This is a genomic window from Rhizobium sp. TBD182, from assembly GCF_001950375.1.
GTDB classification, from domain to species: domain Bacteria; phylum Pseudomonadota; class Alphaproteobacteria; order Rhizobiales; family Rhizobiaceae; genus Agrobacterium; species Agrobacterium tumefaciens.
On record NZ_BDLN01000004.1, the window covers coordinates 354,639 to 379,908 of the forward strand.

Below are 25,270 nucleotides of genomic sequence, written 5' to 3' on the forward strand. Positions count from 1 at the left end.
TTAGCCCCAGAGTGTTTTCAAGGCCTTTTCGGGCCATGTTTTTACATCCAGTCCGTGATGCGCAAAAAGTGCCAGCGCAATGCGCTCAAGGCCGAAACCGACGCAGGCAGTGTGAGCCACATCACCATTGTCGAGGTTCAATCCCCATTTCTGGCCAAAGGCGTCCTGATGGTAATTGAAGCTCATGCAGGCCGTCGGGTTGGTGGCGGATGTGACGGGGATCAACAGTTCGAATTTCAGGTTCTGGTCGCGCTGGTTGTTGGCGAGCATTTTGCCGGCGCGGCCGAAGAAGGGATCGTTGGCCACGTCGATGGTCACATCAAGGCCCACGGCTTCCATCATCGCCACGCCGCGATCCATCCATGTCTGGCGGAATTCGGTCACATCACTCTCCGTGCCCATGCGCACATATTCCCGCATGCGGAAAAGCTGCTGACGTGCCGGGTCCTTGGAGGGCTCATGGCGGAAACAATAGGACTGGATGTCGTAGAGACCGCCGCCGGAAGGCAATGCGCCGCGCTTGGCGATGGTCGGATAAAGAGGGTAGCAAGCGGCCGGCGTCAGCACGATATCTGTGGCTTTCTGGTCCTTTGTCCAGTCGCCGCCCTCATCCATGGATTTGAGAAGGCTGACATGGTCAAGTTCGCAACCGCAGAAGGAATGCACCGTGCCCGCAAGCTGCGGGAAGCTTTTCATGTAACCGCTCTTTTCGAAATAGGCGCGGTTGATGCCGGGCGGGAAGCGGATCGCCTCTGCACTGTCCGGGCCGCCGGTGCGGTCGATCAGGCGTTCGAATGCCGCAATGACATCCTCGAACTGACCGCTGCGTCCGTAAAGACCATCGACACCCGTTTCAATCAGCAGGCCTTCTTCGAACAGTCGATCGAGAAAAGATGTTTGCATATCCATGGTCTTATCCCAAGAGGCTGGTGTCCTGCTTGTGAACCAGCAGGAGATTGGCGGAATTGCCGAGAATACGGTCGTTGGAAATCATCAGGCGCGCGGAATGCGCGTCGCGAAGGTGTCGGCCAAGGCTGTAGGGCGTACCGTTCTTGTAACCCATGATGCCGCAGACCAGCATCGCTTGGTCGATGATCTCTAGAATGGTTTCCGAAGAACAGATCTTCACATTGTTCATGGCAACCGCGAACGCCATGGACATCAGCTTGTCCGGGTCGCTCTTGGTGTCTTCGTAAGCCTTTACGCCCGCAATGACGTTGGATTTGACCACCTGCAATTTGGTGGAAATTTCGGCAATGTGGATAGCGCCTGGCGGTGTGACACCGGGCGACTTGCGTGCTGCCGTCCTGACGAAGGATTGCGCGCGCAGCACCGCATCCGACGCGATGCCATACCACACGGCACTCCACAGAAGATGCGAGCTTGCAAGCATGGATTGAGCGGCGATTTCCGCAAAGGGTTTTGGGAATATCTGCACCGCCGGCGCCTCGCCGCGGAACAGGAAACCGTCCGAACAGGTGCCGCGCATGCCGAGTGTGTCCCAGACATGGGTCTTCTCGAGCTTGTACTGATCTTTCAGGAAGACGGTCATCACCTGATCGGCCGGGGCGGCATCCTTGTGGGTGCGCGAGGTGATGAGGATGGCATCCGCATTGCTGCCGTAGGAAATGACGGTGGCGTCCTTCTCCAGCCGGCAGATGTCTGCTTCGACCTCAATCGCGCAGATGGAATTGCGCAGATTGCCGCCGATTCCGCCTTCGGTCGTGGCCGAGGCGAGCAGAAGCTGTTCGCTTGCAATGCGGCTCATGAAACCCGCATGCCATGGGCTTGTCTCGCCGTGTTCCACAAGGCTCGATGCCTTGATGTGGTGCATGGCGAAAATCATCGCGGTTGCCGAACAGGCTTGGCCAAGCCGGGCGCAGATATCGGCGATTTGCTGTATGGATGCGCCTTCGCCACCAAGAGAGGACGGGACCTGAATGCCGAGAAGGCGCTCTTGTCTCAGCGCCTTGATGGCTTCCTCCGGGAAGCGACCGGTGACGTCCACCTCGTCCGCGTGTTTGGCGGCAATTGCTGCGACGCGGCTTGCGCGCGCGGACAGCGTTTCATCCTGCGGCGCAACGGTCACATTCATCAGGCTGCCTCTTTACCATCCAGAATGAGCTTAACGGTGTCTTCAATGGCCTTGATGCTGGCAAAGGACTTGCGGTTCAAGAGGTTGTCGGGGAATTCGATATCGAAAGCTTCCTCGATACCCAGCATCAATTGCACCGATGCAAAGGAAGAAAGACCTGCCGCATAAAGATCTGCTTCGTTTTCAATCGTATCGACGGGGGTAGGAAGCTGGCCGAATTTTGCCAGTATTTCACGAATAGTCGCATTCATTCCGACTTATCTCCCATGAATTTAACATCAGGATGGTTTGTGCTTATCGTTAATTTGAAAACGATAATATTCGCCTAAACCGTTAGGTTAATTACCACTAACGGCGCATTTGTTGTTCGTCCACCTTTGCCAGCCATCAGCAGCACCCTTGACAAATGTCGGGCGGTGTTTTCTCTTGTGTCCATTCACCAGGGGTGTCCCGTCAAGGGGCTGAGATTCTGCTTTTATGCGCAGTGACCCGTTGAACCTGATCCAGTTCATACTGGCGTAGGGACGGTGCAAAGACCGAAGGTCGGATTGCGTGTAACTTGCGCTGCCGGCGCGTCGGTATTTTCCATCATTCCGGCTCGAACTGGGTCTCCACTGTCAAACTTTGGAGCCTCATGATGAATATCGTTGCCAAGAATATCCCGCTTGTCGTCACAACCGGGCCGCATCCCGCCTCCACGAAAATCCACAAAACCGGAATTTTGCATCCACATATTCGCGTGCCGATGCGCGAAATCGCCGTCCACCCGACGGCGGGAGAACCGCCGGTCACGGTCTATGATTCCTCGGGCCCCTATACCGATCCATTGCATAACGTTTTGATCGAAAAGGGTCTGCCGCGCCTGCGTCACGACTGGGTTGTAGCGCGCGGCGATGTCGCGGCTTACGACGGTCGGCACGTCAAACCGGAGGATAACGGCTTTGCCACCGGCGAGCGGCTGACGCCTGAATTTGCCGTGCGCCACCAGCCGCTGAGGGCCACGGAAGGAAAAGCCGTAACGCAGCTTGCCTATGCACGGGCAGGCATCATCACGCCGGAAATGGAGTTCATCGCCATCCGCGAAAATCTGGGGCGCGAAGCGGCGAAGGAGAAGCTGGCTCGTGATGGGGAGAGTTTTGGCGCGCAGATACCCGATTATGTGACGCCAGAGTTCGTCCGTCAGGAAGTCGCATCGGGTCGCGCCATCATCCCGGCCAACATCAATCACCTCGAGCTTGAGCCGATGATCATCGGCCGTAATTTTCTGGTCAAGATCAACGCCAATATCGGCAATTCCGCCGTCACCTCCTCCATGGCCGAAGAGGTGGAGAAGATGGTCTGGGCGATCCGCTGGGGTGCCGATACCGTCATGGACCTTTCGACCGGGCGCAACATCCACAATATCCGCGAATGGATCATCCGCAATTCGCCGGTACCGATCGGCACGGTGCCGCTTTATCAGGCGCTGGAGAAGGTCAACGGCATTGCCGAGGACCTGAACTGGGAAGTGTTCCGCGACACGTTGATCGAACAGGCGGAGCAAGGCGTGGATTATTTCACCATCCATGCCGGTGTTCGGCTGCATTACATTCCGCTTACCGTCAACCGTGTCACCGGTATCGTCTCGCGCGGCGGGTCGATTATGGCCAAGTGGTGTCTGCATCATCACAAGGAAAGCTTCCTCTACGAGCATTTCGACGAGATCTGCGACATCTGCCGTGCCTATGATGTTTCCTTCTCGCTGGGTGACGGGTTGCGGCCCGGTTCGATTGCCGACGCCAACGACGCCGCGCAATTTGCCGAGCTGGAGACGCTCGGTGAGTTGACACAGATCGCATGGGCGAAGGATTGCCAGGTCATGATCGAGGGCCCCGGCCATGTGCCGATGCACAAGATCAAGGAGAACATGGACAAGCAGCTGAAGACCTGCGGTGAGGCGCCCTTTTATACGCTTGGGCCGCTGACGACCGATATCGCCCCCGGTTACGACCACATCACTTCCGGCATCGGGGCAGCGATGATCGGCTGGTTTGGCACGGCGATGCTCTGCTATGTCACGCCGAAGGAACATCTGGGTCTGCCTGATCGTAACGACGTGAAGGTCGGTGTCATCACCTACAAGATCGCGGCTCACGCGGCCGATCTCGCCAAGGGGCATCCGGCGGCACAGGTGCGGGACGATGCGCTGTCGCGTGCAAGGTTCGAGTTCCGTTGGGAAGACCAGTTCAACCTGTCGCTGGATCCGGACACGGCGCGCTCGTTCCATGACGAGACCCTGCCGAAGGAGGCGCACAAGGTCGCACATTTTTGCTCCATGTGCGGGCCGAAATTCTGCTCAATGCGGATTTCCCACGACATCCGCGCCGAGGCGCAGAAGGAAGGGCTGGAGGCCATGGCCGCGCGCTTCAAGGAAGGTGGCGAGCTTTACATGCCGCTCACGACCCCGGCAGACGGCCAGTAGCATGCGTGTCCTTGTTAAGGGAACGGGGGTCGCCGGTCTGACGGCGGCCTTCGAACTGGCGCGGCGCGGCGCAACCGTGGAGGTTTCGGAGCGCAATGCTGAAGCCTCGCGCGGCGCATCCTTTTATGCGGGCGGAATGCTGGCGCCCTGGTGCGAGCGTGAAAGTGCGGACGAGGCGGTACTGACGCTCGGCCAGGCGGCTCTCGACTGGTGGGATGAGGCGACCCCCGGCCTTGTCATCAGACACGGCACGCTGGTCGTCGCGCCCGCCCGCGACAAAGCCGAGCTTTCGCGTTTCGCATCCAGAACAACTGGATACCAGTGGGTGGATGAGGGTGAAATCGCCGCTCTGGAGCCTGACCTTGCCGGGCGGTTCCGCTCCGGGCTTTATTTCCCGGGCGAGGGGCATCTCGATCCGCGCCTTGCGCTCAAATCGCTGCATACGCGGCTTTGCGGCTTGGGCGTGCGGTTTCATATGGGTATTCCGGTGGATGAGCAGCCGTTCGATCGGGTGGTGGATTGCACCGGCGCTGCGGCGGTGGGCGAGATTGCCAATCTTCGCGGCGTGCGGGGAGAAATGCTCTATCTAGCCACGTCAGAGGTTTCCCTGTCGCGCGCCGTCCGGCTCTTACATCCGCGCATTCCGCTTTACATTGTGCCGCGTGAGCCGGGTCACTTCATGGTGGGGGCGACGATGATCGAGACAGAGGATGCCGGAGCCATTTCAGCGCGCTCGATGATGGAGTTTCTGAACGCCGCCTATGCCGTACATCCGGCCTTCGGCGAAGCGGAAATCATCGAGACCGGAACGGGCGTGCGCCCCGCCTATCCCAACAATCTGCCGAAAGTTACGCAGGACGGCCGGACCGTCTTCATCAACGGCGCCCACCGGCATGGCTTCCTGCTGTCGCCGGCGATGGCGCGGCAGGCGGCTGAAATCGTCTGCCAAAATATCTCTGGAAAGGAACAGGATCATGAAACTTCTGGTGAATGGCGACGAGCTTGATCTCGCCACCGAGACGCTGGCCGGGTTACTCACCAGCCTCGACTATGAAGGCGAGTGGCTGGCGACGGCGGTCAATGGCGATCTGGTGCATTCGGAAGAGCGCGCCAATTATCGATTGAAGGCGTTCGACCGTGTCGAAATCCTCTCGCCGATGCAGGGAGGTTGAGGCCATGCTGACGCTTTATGGCCGTGAGGTCTCGTCGCGCCTCCTGCTCGGCACGGCGCGTTATCCGTCTCCCGCCGTGCTTGCCGATGCAGTGCGGGCCAGCAACACGGATATTCTGACGATTTCGCTGCGTCGGGAAACGGCAGGCGGCAAGAAGGGTGGCCAGTTTTTCGAGCTGATCCGCGAGCTGGATCGTTACATTCTGCCCAATACGGCTGGCTGCCATACCGTGAAGGAAGCGGTGCTGACGGCGAAGATGGCTCGTGAGGTTTTTCACACCAACTGGATCAAGCTGGAGGTCATCGGCCATCACGACACTTTGCAGCCCGATGTGTTTGCGCTCGTCGAAGCGGCGAAAATTCTCTGCGACGATGGTTTCGAAGTCTTTCCGTATACGACTGATGATCTTGTCGTGGCGGAAAAGCTCCTGGATGCCGGTTGCAAGGTGCTGATGCCCTGGTGCGCGCCGATCGGCAGCGCCATGGGGCCGCTTAATCTGATGGCGCTGAAATCCATGCGGGCGCGTTTTCCGGATGTGCCACTGATCGTCGATGCCGGTATCGGCCGGCCGTCACATGCGGTGACGGTGATGGAGCTTGGTTACGATGCCGTTCTGCTCAACACGGCGGTCGCGGGGGCGGGTGACCCGGTCGGCATGGCGGAAGCTTTCGCCCGCGCCATTGAGGCAGGGCATCAGGCTTTTGTGGCGGGGCCGCTGGAGCCGAGAGATATGGCCATTCCCTCGACACCGGTGATTGGCACGGCGGTATTTTCCTGATTCACCTTTTGCGTTGACAGTGCCCCGTGGCGGCGGGATACCGGGAGAAAAGGGGAACGGCATGGCGGCACGCAATAATCTTCTGACGGATATCAATGGGATTTTGGTCGGCAATGTCACCGATCTTGCACTCGGCTCCGGCGTCACCGCAATCGTTTTCGAAAAACCCGTAATCGCCTCCGGTTCGGTTCTTGGCGGGGCGCCCGGTGGTCGTGATACCGGCCTGCTCGACCCGGCGATGACGGTGGAAACCGTGGATGCCTTCGTACTTTCAGGCGGTTCGGCCTTCGGGCTGGATGCGGCGGGTGGTGTTCAGGCCGGTCTGCGCGAGATCGGGCGTGGCCTGCAAGTCGGTTCCACCCGTATTCCCATTGTGCCGCAGGCGATCCTCATGGATCTGCTGAATGGTGGCAACAAGGAGTGGGGGCTGCATTCGCCCTATCGCGAGATGGGCTATGCGGCTTTCAGGGCGGCGCGTGCGGAGCCCTTCGGGCTTGGAACAGTCGGCGCGGGAACGGGGGCGACCACCGCCACCTTCAAGGGCGGTCTTGGTTCGGCAAGCGCTGTCAGTTCCGGCGATTACAAGGTGGCGGCCATCGTCGCCGTCAATGCGCTTGGCTCGGCAACCGTTGGCACCAGCCGCCATTTCTGGTCTGCGCCTTTTGAAGAGCAGGGCGAGTTCGGCGACTGCGGTTTTCCTGATCGTTTCGAACCGGATCATACCGCGCTTCGTCTCAAGGGCGTCAACCTCACCGCGACGACCATCGGCGCCGTGGTCACCGATGCCGTCCTTACCAAAGCGCAGGTGCACCGCCTTTCCATCATGGCGCATGACGGGCTGGCGCGCGCCGTGCTGCCCGCCCATCTGCCGAGCGACGGCGACACCATGTTTTCGGCTGCGACCGGTGAGAAGCCGCTTGAGGGCGGCGCTCATTTCGCGGAACTCTGCCATCTCGCTACCATCGTTATGGCGCGCGCAGTGGCGCGCGGTGTTTACGAGGCGACGGCTCTGCCGCAGCACGGTGCGCAGAACGCCTATCACGATCTTCATGGCCGGGGTTTCTAGCCGATGAGCAATATACATCAGCCACTGAAGCCCGTTCTCCGCATCGATTTTCCGCCCGGAGATCGTCTCGGCCACGGTAAGATCGAGTTGATGGAGCTGATTGTCGAGACCGGCTCGATATCGGCCGCCGGGCGAGCGATGGACATGTCCTATCGCCGTGCATGGCTGCTTGTGGATGCGCTGAACCATATGTTCAGGCAGCCGGTGATCGAATCCCAGCGGGGCGGCAAGCAGGGTGGTGGGGCCGCGCTGACCGCATTCGGTGCCGAATTGCTTGAACGGTATCGCAGCATGGAAAAGCGGATGAATGAGGCCCTGCGCAAGGATATCGACTGGCTTGAGGCCAACCGCAATCCGGATGCCGCCATCACTAATACGGATCGAGAGCCGCCGACTTTATGATCGCATGTACCGGTTTCCCGGGTTCCAGCTGGAGACGTTCGCGCGACAGATCGGTGATGCGCGACTGGATAATATCGCCGCCGCAATCCACCTGAACGGTTACCATGCCATCTTCGCTGGCGGAGATGCCGGCAATATGGCCTTCGAGGATGTTAAGGGCGCTCAGGCCTTCGGGTTTTGCCGTGGCAAGCATGACGTCACGCGCCGGTATCAGCACGCGTGCCGGGGTGCGGGGTGTTCCTCCTTTTGCTGGAACCTGCAGGAGCGACGAGCAGAGCCTTACGGCAGCAAGCCCGTGCCTTTCATCGAAGCTTTCGATGTGTCCCGAAAGGATGCTGCCCGCTTCTCGTCGCTCAAGATGTGCGCTGAAATCCGACCGTGACAGCACGTCGGCCGCTTTTCCCTGTGCCTCCACCTTGCCGTCCTTCATAACAACTATGCGGTCGGCAAGGCGGGCGACTTCCTGGATGGAGTGGCTGACATAGACGATCGGGATTTTCGTCTCGTCGCGCAGCCGTTCCAGATAAGGGATGATCTCGGCCTTTCGTTCCTCGTCCAGTGAGGCGAGAGGTTCGTCCATCAACAGTAGTCTGGGCGATGACAGGAGTCCGCGGCCGATGGCGACCCGCTGTTTTTCACCGCCGGAAAGCTTGTTCGGACGACGCTGGAGAAGATGGCCGATGCCAAGCATATCGATAATGCGGTTTTCATTCGCCCGCTCAGATTTTTCCGTAGCGAACCATTTGCCGTAGTTCAGGTTCTGGGCAACGCTGAGGTGAGGAAACAGCCGCGCTTCCTGAAAAACATAACCAAAATGGCGCCTGTGCGCCGGCAGGAACAGGCGCTTTCCGCTATCGGCCAGCACTTCGCCATCGAGCGATACCTGACCACTATCTGGCCGCAACAGACCTGCGATGATGCGGATCATCGACGTTTTACCGGAGCCGGAGCGTCCGAAAAGCGCTGTAACGCCGCCATCAGAGGTGAATGACGCGTTGAGTTCGAAGGAGCCGAGGCGGTGGCGGGTGGAGACGGAAAGCGTCATTCCATGCTCACCCGTTTGCCGATGATGCGGGCCAGAAACTCCGAGACGAGCAAGGCCGACATGGAAATCACGACGGAAACGATGGTCAGCCGCAATGCGCCTGCATCGCCGCCCGGAACCTGCGTGAAAGTGTAGATGGCGGCGGACAGCGTCTGGGTTTCGCCGGGAATATTGGAAACGAAGGTGATGGTCGCGCCGAATTCGCCCATGGCCTTGGCGAAAGCGAGGATCATGCCCGCGATGATGCCGGGCAGGATCAGGGGAAGCGTCACGGTGAGGAACACCCATAGGGGGCTTGCACCCAGGGTTCCGGCCGCCTCTTCCAGCTTGCTGTCCACCGCTTCGATGGAGAGGCGGATGGAGCGCACCATCAGCGGAAACGCCATGACGGCGCATGCGAGCGCCGCCCCCGTCCAGCGAAAGGAAAAGACGATGCCGAACCAGCTGTCGAGAAACTGGCCGATGGCGCCTCTGCGGCCGAAGAGGACGAGCAGCAGAAAACCGGTGACGACGGGCGGCAGAATGAGCGGCAGGTGGACGATGCCGTTGAGCAGCGACTTGCCCCAAAAGCGCCCGCGCGCCAGCGCGACGGCAACCGCAATGCCGAAGGGCAGGCTGGCGAACATGGCGATGGAGGACACCCACAGGCTGAGCCTGATCGCCGTCCATTCTTCAGGGCTTAGTGTCCACCAATGCAAAGCCATATCCTACAATCGTCATCTCTCGAGGTCCCATACGGGATGGGACCGCGAGACGCAGTTTATTTCAAAACGGTAAAGCCTTGCTTTTCGAAGAAGGGCGTAGCCTTGGCGGACTTCAGGAAATCCAGATAGGATTTTGCCGCCGGAGATTTTGCTTCCGAGAGAATGGCGACGGGGTAGATGATCGGCGGATGGCTGTCCTCCGGGAAGGTGCCGACGATCTTCACGCCCGGATCGGCGGCCGCATCGGTCTGGTAGACGATGCCATAGGGCGCTTCGCCGCGCGACACGAGCAGCAACGCTGCGCGCACGCTTTCCGCGCCGGCGACTTTCTTTTCCACGGATGACCAGACGCCGAGCTTTTCCAGCGCAGCCTTGCCGTATTTACCCGCCGGAACGGAATCGACCGCGCCCATGGCCAGTCGGCCATCGCCCACCAGTCCGGCGAGATCGAAGTCCTTTTTGATATCGACCGGCTTGGCCTTGTCGGCCGGGGCGACGAGAACGATGCGGTTGCCAAGAAGATTGGAGCGGCTTTCGACGTCGATCAGCTTCTTTTCGGCAACATAATCCATCCAGGCGAGGTCGGCGGAAATGAAGATATCCGCCGGTGCACCCTGCTCGATCTGTTTGGCGAGTGCGGAGCTTGCGGCGTAGGACACGGTCGCTTCATTGCCGCTTTCCTTCGCCCATTCGGCATTGATCGCATCAAGTGCGTTTTTCATGCTCGCGGCAGCAAACACCGTGACTTTTTCGGCGGCATGGGCGGGAACCACCACAAAGGATGCCGCCACCCAGAAGGATGTTGCTGCGGCGATGGTTTTGAAGAAGGTGCGGCGTAAGAGTCTCATGGTGTGTTCCCCCGGCTCGAGATATCCTGATGAATATATCGATAGGCCTATAGGGCAATCATTATATTTTCAAGAATATATCGATGCCGTTTAAAAAAGCCGCCACGACCGGCGGCTTTCGGCCTGGTTGATCAGAAGCGTTCACCGGCGAAATGAGCGATCTGTGCGCCCGCCTCGTAATAGGCTTCCTTCACTGCCCGGAAGGCCTGCGCTTTTGGTTCGGTCACGGGAAGAGGCAGGTCGTTTTCGGCGATATCACCGAGAATATGTTGCGCAATCACCTTGCCGAAGGCAGTACCGGGTGCGATGCCGCGGCCATTATAACCGGAAAAACCGACGACATTTTCCGCGAATTTATGGAAACGCGGCACGGCATTGTCCGTCATGCCGATCTGGCCGTACCATTCGCATTCGAATTCCGTCTCTCCCAGTTGCGGGAAAAGCCGCTTCAGCGATCGTTTGGCCCATGCCCGGTGAATGGCGGCACCCGTGCTGCGCAAGGCGCCGACGCTGCCGAAGACCAGCCGACCCGCTTTGTCCATGCGGAACGAGGAGAGGATTTCCTTTGTATCCCAGCAACCTTCTCGGTTCGGCAGGATACTCTTTTGCAGATTGTCGCTAAGCGGTCTGGTCGCGAAGTTGAAGTAGGGCAGGTAGGTCTGTTCGTCGCGGACGATCTGCCACGGCCCGGTGCTGTAGGCTTCGGTGGCGACGACGATCCAGTTGGCGGTCACCGATCCCTGCGGTGTTTTTACCACCCATTTTCCGCCGCTGCGTTCGGTCGACACGACGGGGCTGGCGGTGTGCAGCCGTGCTCCTGCCTTTTGCGCGGTGGCAGCCAGACCACGAACATAGGCAAGCGGCTGAAGAGTGCCGGCGCGCGTATCGAAAAGTGCGCCGGAATAGGCGGTGCTGCCGGTGTGTCTTGCCGTTTCATCGGCATCGAGAAGGCGGACGGGAGCGCCTCTGGCTGCCCATTGTTCGCAGCGCTCGCGAATTTCGGCGAGCCCTTTTTCACCGACGGCGCAATGCAATGTGCCATTCTTTTCGATCTCGCAGGGAATCGCGTGTTTTTCCACCAATTCGCGCACCAGCAACGGCGCGTCACCCAGAAGGCTGAGAAGCCGTTCCCCGTAGGTGTCGCCCAGCACGCCGGGCAACTCCCTCGGCATGACCCACATGCCGCCGTTGATGAGACCGACATTGCGGCCGGCGCCGCCGAAGCCTATTTCCCTGGCTTCGAGAAGAACGACATCCATGCCCTTTTCAGCAAGATGAAGGGCCGCGGATTGTCCGGTGAAGCCACCGCCGACAATCACCACATCGGCAACCGCCTCGCCTTGCAGTGCAGGCGTTGCGGGCGGCTGCGGCGCGGTCTTTTCCCAGAGGCCGTGCGAGCGGGGGTCATTATACATCGTTCCACCATTTTCCGGGCGAGTTCATTTGTTTTCCGTATGAGTGACAAGCCCTTGTTTATGAGACTTTACAAGCGGCCTCACCTGTTGAATATCAACATATCGTCAAGAGTTCATTCCGTGAGGGAATATGGTTCTGCCGCCTCGGCGCTTCTTACCGTCGCTTTCACTTCTTGCGGCCTTTGAAGCCGCCTCGCGCACGGGCAGCGTGACCGCGGCTGCGAGAGAACTCGGGCTTACTCAAGGCGCGGTCAGCCGGCAGATCCTCGCGCTTGAGGAGCAGCTTGGCGTGGCGCTGTTTCTGCGCGAGCGGCAGACAATCCGGCTCACCCGGGCGGGGGAGGGTTATGCGCGGGAAATCCGGGAGGCCCTGCGGCGAATATCGACCGCGTCGCTCAATCTGCGCGCCAATCCGGATGGCGGCACGCTTAATCTCGGTGTTTTGCCAAGCTTTGGTACGCGCTGGCTGGTGCCGCGTCTTCCCGATTTCATTGCCCGACATCCGGGCGTTTCGGTCAATCTTCTTACGCGTTCGTCGCTGTTCGATTTCCGTACCGATACAGTCGATGCGGCGATCCATTTCGGTTTGCCGCATTGGCCGGGTACCGAACTCGTTTTTCTGATGCATGAAACAGTCATTCCGGTGTGCAGTCCCGCTTTCAGGGAGAGCTACGGGCTTTCACAGCCGGGCGATCTGCTGCATGTGCCGCTGCTGCACATGACGACCCGGCCGGATGCCTGGGAACAATGGTTTCGCAGCCATGATGTGGTTTTCGACAATGTGCATGGCATGCTTTTCGATCAGTTCACGACGATTGCCGAGGCGGCGAGCGCCGGGGTCGGGGCATCGCTCATTCCGTCCTTCATGATCGGGGAGGAGTTGCGAAGCGGCCGGCTTGTCGCGGCGGTTACCGGCGAGGTGGAGAGCGAAGAGGCCTATTATCTCGCCTGCATGCCCGATCGCGCCGGTTACGCTCCGCTCGAAAGTTTTCGAAGCTGGATCGTTTCTCAGGCCGCGATCGGGGCTGGTAGCAGCGGATGAGACTTTTCTGCCTAAACCGGCAGGCGGTCTTGCAAGACCGGCGCGGCTAAGCCAATAGTGCGCCATGACGCATGGCGAAGAGCCACGCACCACAAGTTCCAATACGGGAGATGTCCGTGAAGCCCATTTTTGTCCAGCTTCAATGCGAGCCCGGCAAGACTTATGATGTCGCCGATGCCATCTATAAAACGGAGCTGGTTTCCGAGCTTTATTCCACCAGCGGCGAATATGATCTGATGCTGAAGATCTATCTTCCGCAGGAAGAGGATATCGGCAAGTTCATCAACCAGAACATCGTCAATATTCCAGGCATCGTCCGCTCGTTGACGACGCTGACCTTTACCGCGTTCTGACGCGCGTCTGGGCGGCGAGAGAGTCTTTTCAGCCCTAGGATCTGGGCTGGCTGGGTTCCTGCGACAAGCACAGAAACGAGGAGAGGTGGGAGCTCTAGGAGCGCGTGGCTTTTGCACTCCAATCCGGATTTGAAAAAGCTATTTCACCTTAGTGCAGGGCGTATTGATACACCCCGTCGTGGTTTATGACAGACCAGTGGACGAATTGTCAGGCAATAGAAAAGCGCGCCATCGACCCGGTATTCGGGATCCGATATTGGGCGCGCTTTGGTTTTGAAAGGTCCGTGAGCGGGTGATGGGTTTCCCGCATCAGGCCGCGGCCAGGTTCCGGCTGCGCACGAGATTGCGAATTGCAATCCGCACATCGTCGGCGCTGTCGAACTTCTGTTCGTCCAGGTCGTGGACGTGGAACTTCACCGCGATGAACTTCAGCCGGTCGTTGTCCGGTATGACGATGCCGACGGGTTCGCCAGCGAATTCAATAACTTGCTTTTGCATAGGTATACTCCCGCTGTGGCTCATTAACACAGCATGTTGTCGAACTGATTTTCAGAAAATTGAGACCGTCAGGTCACATTCGACAGCAGCGGGAACACGTGGATTTAAATCCAGCATTCCAGGACTCAAGACCAAGGATTGCGTTGATGCGAATATATTTTGACATGACACACTCCCTGTATTGGTGTTGATCCGGAATCAGGAGACTCGCTCTCCAGTTCCACACTGATAATCCAGACCACCATTAAAATCAATGCTGATTGTTATAGGTAGAATATTTTTCTTTATGATGACAGGAGCGGGGCGGAAATGTGAAATTTTTGTTTTCGTTCGACGCCGCTTTGAAAAGCCCGACACGGCGGGCTTTTTATGCTTTTTTTTAATCGTCGCCGGATGCAGGCGGCGGGTAAATATGATCGTTTCCGTTGAAGTCCGAGACGGAGTAGCAGCCATCGCGGGTTTTTTCGGCCGCATTCGGGCCGATCGTGGCCTTGCCGTGACCGCCCGGAATGTCGAGAACGTAGGTCGGCTGGCAAAGACCGGAGACATGCCCGCGCAACGCGGAAACGATTCGCTGACCTTCTTCTATCGTCAGCCGGAAATGGCTGGTGCCGGGCGCAAGGTCGGGGTGGTGCAGGTAATAGGGCTTGATACGGTTCTCGACAAAGGCGCGCATCAGTTCGGCGAGAATTGCCGAATCATCGTTGATGCCCTTCAAAAGTACGGTCTGGCTGACCATGGCGATGCCGGCATCGATCAGCCGCGCGCAAGCACTTCTGGCTGCTTGCCCAAGTTCGCGTGCGTGGTTGGCGTGCAGGGCCACATAGGTGGTTTTGCCGCTGGCCTTCAATGCCTCGATCAGCGGCCCGTCGATTCGTTCGGGATCGACGACCGGTACACGGGTGTGGAAGCGAACGATCTTGACGTGCGGTACGTCTTTCAGCCGCGTCATCAGGTCGGATAATCGCCGCGCCGAGAGTACCAGCGGATCGCCGCCGGTGAGGATGACCTCCCAGATGGCCGGGTTGGCTTTTATATAGTCGAATGCGGCGTCCAGCTCTTCCGGGCTCATCATGCCGTTGCCCTGCGGCCCGACCATTTCGCGGCGGAAACAGAAACGGCAATAGACGGGGCAGACATGCACCGCCTTCAAAAGCACCCGGTCCGGATAACGGTGGACGATGCCATGGACGGGACTATGTGCACCGTCGCCGATCGGATCGTCCCGTTCTTCGGGAAGGTGGACGAGTTCGGCTAGGTCCGGCACGAATTGCCGCGCGATGGGGTCCTGCGGATCGCGGCTGTCCATCAGATCGGCCATTGTCGATGTGATGGCTAACGCGTAACGCTGCGTCACCGCGCGCACGTCCTCGAGCGCCTCGGTCTTGATCAACCCCGCCTCAACAAGTGCTTCGGGTGTCTTGATGGTTTCAAGCCTTGTCATCGTCCGTATTCCGCGACGGGTGCCCACATGACCAGATCGATTCGGGGCGCGCCGGTTGCCAGCATCACCAGTCGGTCGAAACCGAGTGCTATGCCGCTTGCCGGCGGCATGATCGCCAGCGCCGCCAGAAAATCCTCGTCCAAAGGATAGGTCTCGCCGTAAACCCGCTGCTTCTCAACCATCTCCATTTCGAAACGCCGTCTCTGCTCAGCAGCGTCTGTCAATTCGCCAAAGGCATTGGCAAGTTCCACGCCACACGCATAAAGCTCGAACCGTTCCGCCACCCGCGCATCCCCGGGCGATTTGCGGGCAAGCGCAGCCTCGCTTGTGGGGTATTCATCGAGAATGGTGGCGCGGCCGAAGCCCAGTTCGGGTTCCACCCGCTCCACGATAACGCGGCTGAACATATCCGCCCAGGTGTCGTCCTTAGCCACACGAATTCCGGCATTGGTGAGGCTTGCGGCAAGGTGCTGGCTATCCGTCTCGCCGTTTCGGTCAATCGTCGCCAGAAGATCAATTCCCGCATAGCGATCGAAGGCTTCCGCGACGCTCAGACGTTCCGGTTCGAGGAACGGATCGACGCTGCGGCCACGATAGGTGAAATTGTTTGTTTTGGCGGTTTCTGCCGCCAGCGCCAGAAGATTGGCGCTGTCCTTCATCAGGATCTCGTAGGTTTCTCCGACCCTATACCATTCCAGCATCGTGAATTCTGGGTGGTGCAGGGGGCCTCTTTCCCGGTTTCGATAAACATGGGCGAAACAGAAAATGCGTTCTTCACCGGCCGCGAGCAATTTCTTGCAGGCGAATTCGGGCGAGGTGTGGAGATAAAGCGGGGCGGCGTCGCCGGCCGGCGTCAGTCCCTGGGTGGCGAAGGCATGCAGATGTGCCTCGTTGCCAGGAGAAATCTGCAATGTGGCGGTGTCGACCTCTAGAAAGTCCGCGCGCGCGAAATAGCTGCGAAATTCCGACTGGATCGCGTTGCGTCCAAGCAGAAAGGCGCGGCGGTCAGCATGGACGTCGGGCGTCCACCAGGGCGACATTGTTTCGTTGCTTGAGCCCATCTCTTTTTTCTTTTCCGTCTTACCTGCTGGCCTCGTTACGGATAAACGGCCCGCAAAACGCCTGATCGCATCATTTAAAGCAATTCCGGGCGGAAAACCGCTAGGCACTCTTCCGCGAATTGCTGTAGAAGGCTGGCAATTCGCGCGGATTTAAGGTAGTTGCGCCCCAGAAAAAAGACAAAACGTCTGCCGGGCCGGTGCTATCGCGCAGTCCTTTACGACGCATTTCATCGAGTTACAAGGAAGTCATATGGTCAAGGTTATCGCCTCATCCGTCCGCAAGGGCAATGTTCTCGACGTGGACGGCAAGCTCTACGTTGTTCTCACCGCGCAGAACTTTCACCCGGGGAAGGGCACGCCGGTCACGCAGGTTGACATGCGCCGCATCGTTGACGGCGTGAAGGTTTCCGAGCGCTGGCGCACGACCGAACAGGTCGAGCGCGCTTTCGTCGAAGACCTGAACTTCCAGTTCCTTTATGAAGACGGCGAAGGCTTTCACTTCATGAACCCGGCAAACTACGATCAGGTCGTTGTCGATGTCGAGACAATGGGCGACCAGAAGGCCTATCTGCAGGAAGGCATGACCTGCGTTCTTTCCATTCACGAAGGCAATCCGCTGGCTGTCGAACTGCCGCGCCACGTCACGCTGGAAATCGTCGAAACGGAACCGGTTGTGAAGGGCCAGACGGCTTCTTCTTCCTACAAGCCGGCAATTCTTTCCAACGGCATCCGCACCATGGTGCCGCCGCACATCGACGCCGGTATCCGCGTGGTCATCGCGACGGAAGACAATTCCTACGTCGAGCGCGCCAAGAACTGAGCCTGACGGCAGGTTAAACAAAAAGCACCGGGCGACCGGTGCTTTTTTATGTCTGGAATACAAAAAAGCCCGCGTCTCGACGCGGGCTTTTCATTTGCCTTGAGGCGTTTCTTACATGCCCTTCGCAGCGGCCACGGTTGGGCCGGCGGACTTCTTCGGGACAGGCTGGCCAACGGCATAACCGCCGCCGAGAGCCACGTTGAGCGAGACATAATCCTGCGCGGTCGTCTGGATCGCCGTTGCAAGGTTTGCCTGCGCATCGGAGACCGACCGCTGGGCATCCAGAACGTCGAGCAGAGACGACGCACCATCACGATAGCTGGCTGTCGAGAGCTGCAGCGCTTCCTGGTAGGATGAGACAGTCTTTCTCAGCGCGTCGACGGTACGCTGGTCGCGATTGATGGCGGCCAGGGCGTTTTCGACTTCTTCAACCGCGTTGAGAACGGTTGCCTTCCAGACGAGATATTGCTCGCGTGCTTGCGAGTTCGCGATGTCGACATTGGCGCGCAGTCTGCCACCATCGAGGATCGGGAGAGTGAGGCTCGGACCGAAGGACCAGCTATTGGCCGTTCCCCTGCCGCCGCCACTCAGGAAATTGTAGCTCGGGGTGATCGCGCCACCAAGCTCGATGCTTGGATAAAGCTGTGCCTCGGTTACACCGATCGTGGCGACCGCAGCGGCGAGATTGCGTTCAGCGACGCGGATGTCCGGACGGTTGCGGATCAGGTCGGCCGGGATGCCGGTGCGGGGAACTGCGCGCGCAACAGGCTGGCGTGCGCCCTTCTGCAGCTCGGCGATGAGCGACGAGGCCGGCATGCCGAGCAGGGTCGCGATGCGGTGGGCTGACTTGCGGAAGCTGGTTTCGAGGCCGGGTATCTGCGACAGCGTTGAATTGACCAGACCTTCGGACTGGACGACATCGAGACGCGAGGCCGCACCCGCTTCGAGCTGCAGCTTCGTCAGATCGAGCGTTTCGCGGCGTGAACTCAGGTTCTGGCGGGCAATCGCCAGGCGCTCCTGATAATAGCGCACGTCGATATAGGCCGCGGCGACTGAGGAAATCAGCGTCAGGCGCTGAACGTCGACGGTGGAGTACGCGGCGTCAAGCGAAGCATCGGCGCTTTCCGTTGCCCGGCGATAGCGACCGAAAAGGTCGAGGAACCAGGAAACGCTAAGGCTGCCGTTGGACACGTTGGTGACGGGAACGTCTCGGTAGCTGCCCTTGGTCTCGCTGGTCGTGTGGCTGCCACTGCCAGTCAGGCTCGGCAGGCCGCCGGCGCCGTCCACGATCACCTGGGCCTGCGCCTGATTGATGCGCTCGATTGCCTGCATGACGGTGAGGTTCTGCGCAAGGCCAGTGGAGACGTAACCGTTCAGGCGGTTGTCGTTAAAGGCTGTCCACCATGCAACGCTGCTGATGTCGCCATTACTGGTTTTTCCGGCTTCCGCGAACTTTCCCGGCAATTGAATTTCCGGCGTCTTGTGGTCGGGTCCGACAACGCAGCCCGAAAGCAGTAGCATTGTCAGGGGAATAGTAGCGCGAATAGACAGCATATAATTTTCCCAATTCTCTGGTTGGCTTACCAAGCGCGGCTTGCTGACAAATGGGCTGCGCGGTCGATATGCCCTAGAAACGTGCGTTTGCCAAATCGGCCATATTTCTAGCAGCGTATTAACGGTTGGCACAGCCCATTTTTGTTTTGTTAACGCCTTGAAAGGCGACGAATGATGACGAAAAAGGACGGAACGAAGAAAATTCCGAGCAGTGTTGCAGAAAGCATACCACCCAGCACCCCGATACCGATTGCATTTTGCGCAGCGGAACCCGCTCCGGTTGCGATCGCGAGAGGCACGACGCCGAGGATGAAGGCGAGCGACGTCATGATGATCGGGCGCAGGCGCAGCTTCGCCGCCTCCAGTGCCGCCTCCACCAGACTTAACCCGTGCTCCTGCCTCTCCTTGGCGAATTCAACGATCAGGATCGCGTTTTTCGCGGCAAGGCCGATGGTCGTCAGCAGGCCCACCTTGAAGTAGACGTCGTTCGTCTGGCCGAAGAAATGGGCCGCAGTCAAAGCGCCGAGGACACCCACCGGGACAGCCAGAATGACCGAGAACGGGATCGACCAGCTTTCATAAAGGGCAGCCAGGCAAAGGAACACGATGAGAACCGACAGCGCGTACAGCATGGGCGCCTGCGAGCCGGAAAGGCGTTCCTGATACGAGATGCCCTGCCATGCCACGGTGTAACCGCCTGGCATGCTTGCCGTCAGACGTTCCATCTCGTCCATGGCTTCGCCGGAAGCAACGCCTGCGCCGGCGGTGCCTTCAAGCGAGATCGCGCCCGTACCGTTGTAGCGTGCCAGTGACGGCGGCGCGTTGATCCACTTCACCTCGCTGAAGGAGGAGAAAGGTACCATTTCGCCGCTGGTGTTGCGGGCATACCAGAACTTCAGGTCGTCCGGCTGCATGCGATAGGGTGCATCGCCCTGAACATAGACCGGCTTGAGCTCACCGTTCAGGGTGAAGTCGTTGACATCCCGGCCGGCAAAGATCGTCGACAGCATCAGGTTCACGGAGGAAAGATCGACGCCCATGGCCCCCATCTTTTCCTGATCGAGAATGATCTTCATCTGCGTTTCGTTGTCCTGGCTGTCGCTTCGCAGAGAGCTGATCTTTGGATTGCTTGTTGCAAGCGCAATCAGGTCCTTGGAGGTTGCGGTCAGAGCGTCGGTGCCGTTGCGGCCGCTATCCACGAGATACATGGAGAAACCGCTCGACGTGCCCATGCCCTGAATTGCCGGCGGCAAAAGCGGGAATACCTGTGCATCGCGGAAGCCGAAGAACGTACCCATTGCCCGCTGCACAATGGCGGCGGCGTGTTGATCGGGTGCGGTTCGCTCGGAAAAGTCCTTGAGCTTGGTGAAGACGATCGCGTTGTTCTGACCCGAACCGCTGAAGCTGAATCCAAGCACGCCGAAAACCGATTCGACATTGGCTGCTTCTTTTTCACGGAAGTAGCTTTCGACCTGTTTTACCACCTCGTTGGTGCGTTCGATGTTCGAACCGGTCGGTGTCTGGATGATCGTCAGCAGCACGCCCTGATCTTCCTGTGGGAGGAAGGAGCTTGGCAGTTTGGTGAAGAACCAGGCGCAGCCGCCGACGACGATCAGGAAAAGAATCGTCACGCGCAGGGGCCGCTTCAGCAGATAGCCGATCGACGAAACATAGCCGTCCGTCGTCTTGCCGAAGCCGCGGTTGAACCAGGCACCCGGTCCACGCTGCTTTTTGGTATGGTCGATGGGCTTCAGCATTGTGGCGCACAGCGCCGGCGTCAGAACGATGGCGACCACCGCCGAAAGCAGCATGGCCGAAACGATCGTGATCGAGAACTGGCGATAGATGATACCAGTCGATCCGCCAAAGAAGGCCATGGGAATAAACACGGCGGTCAGGACGAGCGCGATGCCGATGATGGCGCCAGTTATCTCGCCCATCGATTTTTCCGTCGCCTCGACCGGCGACAGGCCCTCTTCCGACATGATGCGCTCGACGTTTTCAACAACGACGATGGCGTCATCCACGAGAAGGCCGATCGCCAGAACCATAGCGAACATGGTCAGCGTATTGATAGAATATCCGGTGACTGCGAGGATGCCGAACGTGCCGAGGAGCACGACGGGCACGGCGATCATCGGAATGAAGGTGGCGCGCAGGTTTTGCAGGAAGACCAGCAGCACGACGAAGACGAGAATGATCGCCTCGATCAGCGTATGCACCACTTTCTCGATCGACAGCTTCACGAAGGGTGTCGTGTCGTAGGGATATTCGATCGAGACGCCTGCAGGCAGCGAACCCTCAACGGCGGTAAGTGCGGACTTGACACGTGCTGCAGTATCGAGCGCGTTGGCGCCCGTGGCGAGGTTGACCGCGAAACCGGCGGAAGGACGGCCGTTGGAGCGGGAATCACCGCCATAGGTTTCCTGGCCGATTTCGATGCGGGCCACGTCGCTCAGGCGAACGGTTGCGCCGTCCTTCTCAACCTTCAAGATGACCGATTCGAAATCGGCGACAGTGGTGAGCTGGCTCTGCGCCGTCACCGTCACATTGAGCTGCTGGCCCTGGACGGCGGGAACGGCACCGAGGGAGCCGACCGAAACCTGGGTGTTCTGGCTTTCGATGGCGCCGGTGACGTCAGCCGTGGTCAGCTGGTATTTGTTGAGCTTGAACGGGTCGAGCCAGATGCGCATCGCATATTCGGAACCGAAGACGTTGATGCTGCCCACGCCTTCAAGGCGCTTGATCTGGTCTTCAACGCGCGAGGAGAACACGTCGCCGAGATCTGCCGAATTGCGCTTGCCGTCCGTCGAGATCAGCGCACCCACCATCAGAATGCTCGATGTGGAGCGGCTGACCTGAATACCGCGCTGCTGCACGGTGTCGGGCAATTGCGACTGCACGAGCTGCAGCTTGTTCTGCACCTGAACCTGCGCGATGTCAGGCAGGATGCTGTTGCCGAAGGTCAGTGTCACTTCGGCGCTGCCGGTCGAGGAAGACGAGGTCATATAGGTGAGATCGTCGAGGCCGGTCATGCCGTCCTCAATGATGGTCGTCACCGATTTTTCGACCGTCTCCGCGCTAGCGCCGTTATAGGTTGCGCTGACGCGGACCGTCGTTGGGGCAATATCGGGATATTGCGAGATGGAGAGCGTCACAATTGCCAGAGCGCCGCCCAGCATGATGACGATGGCGATAACCCATGCAAAAACGGGGCGCCTGATAAAGAAATGGGCCATGGCAGTCCTGCCTTACCTTTTACGAGCTTCGACCGAGGGTTTCGTGCTCATGTTTATTTCGAGGGGGCGGCGGCAGGCGGAGCTTGCTGCGGCAGAACGACGATACCGCGATCGTCGATGGTCACTTCCACGGGCGCGACCGTCGCGCCGTCGGCAATCCACTGGAAACCGTCAACGATGAGCTTGTCGCCATCCTTGACGTTTTCCGTCACCAGCCAGGCATTGCCCGACTGCTGGCTGGACGGGAAGGTGCGCGTTTCCACCTTGTTTTCCGCGGTGACAAATTTTGCGGTCAGTTCGCCATTGGCGTTCCGGCTCGCTGCGCGCTGCGGGATGCGGAAACCCGTTTCCTTACCGATGGTCAGCGTTGCGCGAACATAGGTGCCGGGAAGCAGAAGATCGTCCGGGTTATCGAAGAGAGCACGGATGGAGAAGGTGCCCGTGGTTTCGCTCACCGCCATGTCCGACATGTCGATCTTGCCGTCATGCTTGTATTCGGTGCCGTCTTCCAGCGTCAGGTGAATGCCGGTTTCCTTGGTATCGCCGCCTAGCTGGCCCGACGAGATCGCCTTTTTCAGACGCAGAAGATTGATGCTGGATTCCATCAGATCGATGTAGATCGGATCGATGCGGCGCAGCGTCGTCAAAGCCGTCGTCTGGTTTGCCGTCACCACGTTGCCGATGCTGAAAGCGGTAGCGCTGGTGATGCCATCGAAAGGCGCGCGGACCTTGGTGAGATCGAGATTGATCTCAGCCGTTTCCAGCGCAGCCTTGGCCTGGGCCACGTCGGCTTCGGCCTGAAGCAGCGTCACCTTGGCGTTTTCATATTCGATCTGCGTTGCGCCGCTGTTGACCAGCCGCTCGTAGCGGGCAAGGTTCGCCTGGGCGCTCGGAACGCTTGCTTCGGCTTTCGCTACGCTTGCCTTGGCCTGTGCCACTTCTGCCAGATAGGTGTTGTCTTCAATCTGGTAGAGAATGTCACCCTGCTTGACCTCGCTGCCTTCCTTGAAGGGAATATCGCGGATGATGCCGGTGACGCGCGGGCGGATTTCCGCCGTCTGGAACGCGCTCGCGCGGCCGGGAAGAACGGTGGTCAGGGGATATTCGCTCGTCTTCATCACAATGATGCTGACCGGAGACGGGGGACGCGCGGCGCCCTGGCCGGCGGTCTGGCTGCTTTCGCCGCCATCGCTGCATCCCGCGAGAACTGCGGTCATGCACAGAGAAGCAAATAGGGGTAAAATACGTCGGCTCATTGTTCTTCCCTGCGTATCGGTCGCATTCAACTATAAGCGCAGTGTCGCTCGGCGGATGCTGGTCCGGGTGCAGGGACGAAGGGTGAAGGCCCTATGGGGACCTTCTTCGTTCAATCTGCTCGGACCGCCATTCGCATAGAAGCGCAGGCTTTCACGCTTCGCAAGCAATTGCGAGAAGGTGACGTAAGTTGAGAATCGTCACTTAGCAAGCGGATTGCGCAATCCTGCCTCGATTAAATCAACCAGTTGATCGCAACGTGTTGCTAAATTGCCGATATCTTCCCGTGCGATGAGGACGGGATGGATGACGCTCGCGAGTGCGTGGAGAACGGTTTCCGCCAGAGGCGGGATGTCGGCGGGGGCGTAAATTCCCTTATCCACGCCATCGCGAATAATGTCGGCCACCAGGTTTGCTATGACGGATTTGTAATAGTCACCGCACTTCATGTCCTGCTTGGCCGTCATCAGGATCATTTCGAATATATAGGGATTGTCGTTGAGGTTCTGATGGTGTTGTTCCATCAGGGTGCGGGCGAGATGGCGCAGCCTTGAAACTGGTGCATGACTTTTATCGAGCGGGTGGATTTCCCGCTCGAATGCACCGATCTGCTCAAACCCGATGGCATCGACGAGCGCATTCTTCGAATTGAAGTTCTTGAAGACGTTCGCGGGCGACATGCCTAGTGCTGCGGCGATATCGGCAATCGCCACTGCATTGAACCCGCGCTCGCGAAAAAGTTCTTCGGCTTTGGCAAGAATGTCCCGCCGCGTCTCTTCGGCGGAACGGCGAGGCCGGCGCTTGACAGGAACGTCGTTCCTCCTGTCACCCTTTCTCGCCTGTTCGATCGTTTTGCTCAAGGTCAGACTCCGGGGAAAAATTGCTCCAGGTTCCGGCGTACTCTTGCCAGCGGCGTCTCACCGCTATCGTCGGGAACGAAGCTTTGTCCGGTGATGCGTTCGTATGCATCAATATATACCCTTGACGTCTGCAATACGAGTTCCTGCGGAATTTCCGGAACGTCGTCCTTATAGGGATCGCAGCGTTCGGCAACCCAGGCTCTCACGAAATCCTTGTCGAAGCTTGCCGGCCGTGCGCCGTTGCGGAAGCTCTCTTCATAGGTTTCAGCCATCCAGTAGCGGCTGCTGTCAGGCGTGTGGATTTCGTCGGCCAGAATGATCGTGCCGTTTTCATCGGTGCCGAATTCGTATTTCGTATCGACGAGGATGAGGCCCTGCTTTGCGGCAATCTCCTGTCCGCGTTTGAACAGTGCGAGCGCGTAACGGGAAAGCGTGTCCCATTGCTCCTGCGTCAGAAGTTTCTTCTCCACGATCTCGGCCGGCGTCAACGGCTCGTCGTGACCACCATCAAAGGCCTTGCTCGTCGGCGTGATCACCGGCTCGGGCAAGATCTGGTTGTCCTTCATCCCGTCCGGCAGGCTCATGCCGTACATCTGTCTCTGGCCTTTCTTATAAAGGGTCAGGATAGATGTGCCGGTGGTGCCGGCCAGATAACCGCGAACCACCACTTCGACCGGCAATATTTCAAGCCTCTTGCCGATGACGACATTCGGATCGGGATAGCTGACCACGTGGTTGGGGCAGATATCCTTCGTCTGCTCGAACCAGTAGCGTGCCGTCTGGGTCAATACCTGCCCCTTATAAGGAACACAGGTGAGGATGCGGTCGAATGCGCTGAGGCGATCGGTTGATATGATAATGCGGTTGCCGTCGGGCAGATCGTAGTTTTCACGCACCTTGCCACGGTAGTAATTCGGCAGCTCGGGAATGACGGCTTCATCGAGAATGCGCACGGGCTCTCCAATTCTTAAGGCTATAAGGGGCGTCGGACGCCCCAGTCTGGCTGAAACTCTTATCCGTTCCTATTGCATGTTTCCCGAAACAGAACCAGTCGGCACATACAGGAGGCTCCTCTTGCCCTCCCTTGCGGTCCGCCTTGAAACTATCTTTTATTTTCATAGGTTTAGCAAAAATGTCAGTTTTTTGACGATAGGTGTGT

General features: G+C 58.8%; 25 protein-coding genes and 1 riboswitch. Of the genes, 9 read left to right on the forward strand and 16 right to left on the reverse strand.

Features of this window, described 5'->3' with window-relative positions:
• Genes T18_RS15790 through T18_RS15800 form a run of 3 tightly spaced genes read right to left on the reverse strand, consistent with a single transcriptional unit; the run spans position 1 to position 2,346 of the window.
• Complete coding sequence (locus tag T18_RS15790) at positions 1–909, reverse strand: amino acid--[acyl-carrier-protein] ligase (protein ID WP_003516814.1); 909 nt, start codon at positions 907–909, stop codon at positions 1–3.
• 4 nt (positions 910–913) lie between these two features.
• Entirely contained in the window at positions 914–2,095 is a 1,182-nt protein-coding gene (locus T18_RS15795) for an acyl-CoA dehydrogenase family protein (protein WP_038492256.1), read from the reverse strand.
• Complete coding sequence (locus tag T18_RS15800; protein ID WP_003492279.1) at positions 2,095–2,346, reverse strand: acyl carrier protein; 252 nt, start codon at positions 2,344–2,346, stop codon at positions 2,095–2,097. Before T18_RS15800 ends, T18_RS15795 begins: the two co-directional genes overlap by 1 nt.
• Positions 2,347–2,526: 180 nt before the next feature.
• A riboswitch (TPP riboswitch) is annotated at positions 2,527–2,638 on the forward strand.
• 94 nt (positions 2,639–2,732) lie between these two features.
• Between T18_RS15800 and thiC the strand changes: the two genes are divergently transcribed.
• The 6 genes from thiC to T18_RS15830 all read left to right on the forward strand — a co-directional run bounded on the left by thiC (position 2,733) and on the right by T18_RS15830 (position 7,974).
• A complete protein-coding gene (thiC, locus tag T18_RS15805) occupies positions 2,733–4,556 on the forward strand; it encodes a phosphomethylpyrimidine synthase ThiC (protein ID WP_038492947.1) in 1,824 nt (607 codons plus the stop codon).
• A gap of 1 nt (position 4,557) precedes the next feature.
• A complete protein-coding gene (gene thiO, locus T18_RS15810; protein WP_038492252.1) occupies positions 4,558–5,562 on the forward strand; it encodes a glycine oxidase ThiO in 1,005 nt (334 codons plus the stop codon).
• On the forward strand, positions 5,531–5,728 hold the full coding sequence (gene thiS / locus T18_RS15815) for a sulfur carrier protein ThiS (RefSeq protein ID WP_038492249.1): 198 nt from the start codon (positions 5,531–5,533) through the stop codon (positions 5,726–5,728). The genes thiO and thiS overlap by 32 nt, the downstream gene beginning before the upstream one ends.
• Before the next feature lie 4 nt (positions 5,729–5,732).
• A complete protein-coding gene (locus tag T18_RS15820) occupies positions 5,733–6,506 on the forward strand; it encodes a thiazole synthase (protein WP_003516825.1) in 774 nt (257 codons plus the stop codon).
• A gap of 61 nt (positions 6,507–6,567) precedes the next feature.
• Entirely contained in the window at positions 6,568–7,572 is a 1,005-nt protein-coding gene (locus T18_RS15825) for a P1 family peptidase (RefSeq protein WP_038492246.1), read from the forward strand.
• 3 nt (positions 7,573–7,575) lie between these two features.
• Positions 7,576–7,974: a winged helix-turn-helix domain-containing protein gene (locus tag T18_RS15830; protein WP_013636838.1), complete on the forward strand. Its 399-nt coding sequence runs from the start codon at positions 7,576–7,578 to the stop codon at positions 7,972–7,974.
• Here the strand turns inward: T18_RS15830 and modC are convergent.
• From modC to T18_RS15850, 4 genes are all read right to left on the reverse strand, one after another.
• The gene (modC, locus tag T18_RS15835) at positions 7,943–9,019 is read right to left on the reverse strand and encodes a molybdenum ABC transporter ATP-binding protein (RefSeq protein ID WP_038492243.1); all 1,077 of its coding nucleotides are present in this window, start codon (positions 9,017–9,019) and stop codon (positions 7,943–7,945) included. The genes T18_RS15830 and modC overlap by 32 nt on opposite strands.
• Positions 9,016–9,723, reverse strand: a complete 708-nt coding sequence (gene modB / locus T18_RS15840; RefSeq protein WP_025594485.1) for a molybdate ABC transporter permease subunit — start codon at positions 9,721–9,723, stop codon at positions 9,016–9,018. Before modB ends, modC begins: the two co-directional genes overlap by 4 nt.
• A 56-nt stretch (positions 9,724–9,779) precedes the next feature.
• Positions 9,780–10,571: a molybdate ABC transporter substrate-binding protein gene (modA, locus tag T18_RS15845; protein ID WP_038492240.1), complete on the reverse strand. Its 792-nt coding sequence runs from the start codon at positions 10,569–10,571 to the stop codon at positions 9,780–9,782.
• Between the two features lie 131 nt (positions 10,572–10,702).
• A complete protein-coding gene (locus tag T18_RS15850; RefSeq protein WP_038492237.1) occupies positions 10,703–11,986 on the reverse strand; it encodes an NAD(P)/FAD-dependent oxidoreductase in 1,284 nt (427 codons plus the stop codon).
• A 130-nt stretch (positions 11,987–12,116) separates the two neighbouring features.
• Between T18_RS15850 and T18_RS15855 the strand changes: the two genes are divergently transcribed.
• Both T18_RS15855 and T18_RS15860 read left to right on the forward strand, forming a co-directional pair.
• Positions 12,117–13,028, forward strand: a complete 912-nt coding sequence (locus tag T18_RS15855; protein WP_038492234.1) for a LysR family transcriptional regulator — start codon at positions 12,117–12,119, stop codon at positions 13,026–13,028.
• Positions 13,029–13,144: 116 nt separating this feature from the next.
• On the forward strand, positions 13,145–13,381 hold the full coding sequence (locus T18_RS15860; RefSeq protein WP_003516842.1) for an Lrp/AsnC ligand binding domain-containing protein: 237 nt from the start codon (positions 13,145–13,147) through the stop codon (positions 13,379–13,381).
• 309 nt (positions 13,382–13,690) lie between these two features.
• On the opposite strand, the gene T18_RS15865 is transcribed toward T18_RS15860, so the two are convergent.
• The 3 genes from T18_RS15865 to epmA all read right to left on the reverse strand — a co-directional run bounded on the left by T18_RS15865 (position 13,691) and on the right by epmA (position 16,384).
• Positions 13,691–13,879: a hypothetical protein gene (locus T18_RS15865; RefSeq protein WP_003516843.1), complete on the reverse strand. Its 189-nt coding sequence runs from the start codon at positions 13,877–13,879 to the stop codon at positions 13,691–13,693.
• Between the two features lie 379 nt (positions 13,880–14,258).
• On the reverse strand, positions 14,259–15,323 hold the full coding sequence (locus T18_RS15870; RefSeq protein ID WP_038492232.1) for a lysine-2,3-aminomutase-like protein: 1,065 nt from the start codon (positions 15,321–15,323) through the stop codon (positions 14,259–14,261).
• Positions 15,320–16,384 (reverse strand): EF-P lysine aminoacylase EpmA, encoded by a 1,065-nt coding sequence (gene epmA, locus T18_RS15875; protein ID WP_025594477.1) that lies wholly within the window; start codon positions 16,382–16,384, stop codon positions 15,320–15,322. Before epmA ends, T18_RS15870 begins: the two co-directional genes overlap by 4 nt.
• 250 nt (positions 16,385–16,634) lie before the next feature.
• On the opposite strand from epmA, the gene efp reads away from it, so the two are divergent.
• Positions 16,635–17,204 (forward strand): elongation factor P, encoded by a 570-nt coding sequence (gene efp, locus T18_RS15880; protein WP_003516849.1) that lies wholly within the window; start codon positions 16,635–16,637, stop codon positions 17,202–17,204.
• A gap of 111 nt (positions 17,205–17,315) precedes the next feature.
• Here efp and T18_RS15885 read toward each other — a convergent pair whose 3' ends face one another.
• The 6 genes from T18_RS15885 to T18_RS27255 all read right to left on the reverse strand — a co-directional run.
• Positions 17,316–18,758 carry an efflux transporter outer membrane subunit gene (locus T18_RS15885; RefSeq protein ID WP_003516851.1) on the reverse strand — a complete coding sequence of 481 codons (1,443 nt, stop codon included), beginning with the start codon at positions 18,756–18,758 and terminating at the stop codon, positions 17,316–17,318.
• 149 nt (positions 18,759–18,907) lie between these two features.
• The gene (locus tag T18_RS15890) at positions 18,908–21,997 is read right to left on the reverse strand and encodes an efflux RND transporter permease subunit (protein WP_003516853.1); all 3,090 of its coding nucleotides are present in this window, start codon (positions 21,995–21,997) and stop codon (positions 18,908–18,910) included.
• Positions 21,998–22,050: 53 nt separating this feature from the next.
• Complete coding sequence (locus T18_RS15895) at positions 22,051–23,253, reverse strand: efflux RND transporter periplasmic adaptor subunit (RefSeq protein ID WP_025594474.1); 1,203 nt, start codon at positions 23,251–23,253, stop codon at positions 22,051–22,053.
• A 198-nt stretch (positions 23,254–23,451) separates the two neighbouring features.
• A complete protein-coding gene (locus tag T18_RS15900) occupies positions 23,452–24,111 on the reverse strand; it encodes a TetR family transcriptional regulator (protein WP_019566104.1) in 660 nt (219 codons plus the stop codon).
• A gap of 2 nt (positions 24,112–24,113) precedes the next feature.
• A complete protein-coding gene (locus tag T18_RS15905; protein WP_003516858.1) occupies positions 24,114–25,064 on the reverse strand; it encodes a phosphoribosylaminoimidazolesuccinocarboxamide synthase in 951 nt (316 codons plus the stop codon).
• Positions 25,048–25,270: hypothetical protein (locus T18_RS27255; RefSeq protein ID WP_210187538.1), on the reverse strand; the 223-nt coding region annotated here is incomplete at its 5' end. The genes T18_RS15905 and T18_RS27255, both read right to left, overlap by 17 nt.

Excerpts from the sequence above, each read along its gene's own strand:
- T18_RS15790 (WP_003516814.1), bottom strand. The coding sequence starts at position 909 with ATGGATATGCAAACATCTTTTCTCGATCGACTGTTCGAAGAAGGCCTG.
- T18_RS15795 (WP_038492256.1), bottom strand. The coding sequence starts at position 2,095 with ATGAATGTGACCGTTGCGCCGCAGGATGAAACGCTGTCCGCGCGCGCA.
- T18_RS15800 (WP_003492279.1), bottom strand. The coding sequence starts at position 2,346 with ATGAATGCGACTATTCGTGAAATACTGGCAAAATTCGGCCAGCTTCCT.
- thiC (WP_038492947.1), top strand. The coding sequence starts at position 2,733 with ATGAATATCGTTGCCAAGAATATCCCGCTTGTCGTCACAACCGGGCCG.
- thiO (WP_038492252.1), top strand. The coding sequence starts at position 4,558 with ATGCGTGTCCTTGTTAAGGGAACGGGGGTCGCCGGTCTGACGGCGGCC.
- thiS (WP_038492249.1), top strand. The coding sequence starts at position 5,531 with ATGAAACTTCTGGTGAATGGCGACGAGCTTGATCTCGCCACCGAGACG.
- T18_RS15820 (WP_003516825.1), top strand. The coding sequence starts at position 5,733 with ATGCTGACGCTTTATGGCCGTGAGGTCTCGTCGCGCCTCCTGCTCGGC.
- T18_RS15825 (WP_038492246.1), top strand. The coding sequence starts at position 6,568 with ATGGCGGCACGCAATAATCTTCTGACGGATATCAATGGGATTTTGGTC.
- T18_RS15830 (WP_013636838.1), top strand. The coding sequence starts at position 7,576 with ATGAGCAATATACATCAGCCACTGAAGCCCGTTCTCCGCATCGATTTT.
- modC (WP_038492243.1), bottom strand. The coding sequence starts at position 9,019 with ATGACGCTTTCCGTCTCCACCCGCCACCGCCTCGGCTCCTTCGAACTC.
- modB (WP_025594485.1), bottom strand. The coding sequence starts at position 9,723 with ATGGCTTTGCATTGGTGGACACTAAGCCCTGAAGAATGGACGGCGATC.
- modA (WP_038492240.1), bottom strand. The coding sequence starts at position 10,571 with ATGAGACTCTTACGCCGCACCTTCTTCAAAACCATCGCCGCAGCAACA.
- T18_RS15850 (WP_038492237.1), bottom strand. The coding sequence starts at position 11,986 with ATGTATAATGACCCCCGCTCGCACGGCCTCTGGGAAAAGACCGCGCCG.
- T18_RS15855 (WP_038492234.1), top strand. The coding sequence starts at position 12,117 with ATGGTTCTGCCGCCTCGGCGCTTCTTACCGTCGCTTTCACTTCTTGCG.
- T18_RS15865 (WP_003516843.1), bottom strand. The coding sequence starts at position 13,879 with ATGCAAAAGCAAGTTATTGAATTCGCTGGCGAACCCGTCGGCATCGTC.
- T18_RS15870 (WP_038492232.1), bottom strand. The coding sequence starts at position 15,323 with ATGACAAGGCTTGAAACCATCAAGACACCCGAAGCACTTGTTGAGGCG.
- epmA (WP_025594477.1), bottom strand. The coding sequence starts at position 16,384 with ATGGGCTCAAGCAACGAAACAATGTCGCCCTGGTGGACGCCCGACGTC.
- efp (WP_003516849.1), top strand. The coding sequence starts at position 16,635 with ATGGTCAAGGTTATCGCCTCATCCGTCCGCAAGGGCAATGTTCTCGAC.
- T18_RS15885 (WP_003516851.1), bottom strand. The coding sequence starts at position 18,758 with ATGCTGTCTATTCGCGCTACTATTCCCCTGACAATGCTACTGCTTTCG.
- T18_RS15890 (WP_003516853.1), bottom strand. The coding sequence starts at position 21,997 with ATGGCCCATTTCTTTATCAGGCGCCCCGTTTTTGCATGGGTTATCGCC.
- T18_RS15895 (WP_025594474.1), bottom strand. The coding sequence starts at position 23,253 with ATGAGCCGACGTATTTTACCCCTATTTGCTTCTCTGTGCATGACCGCA.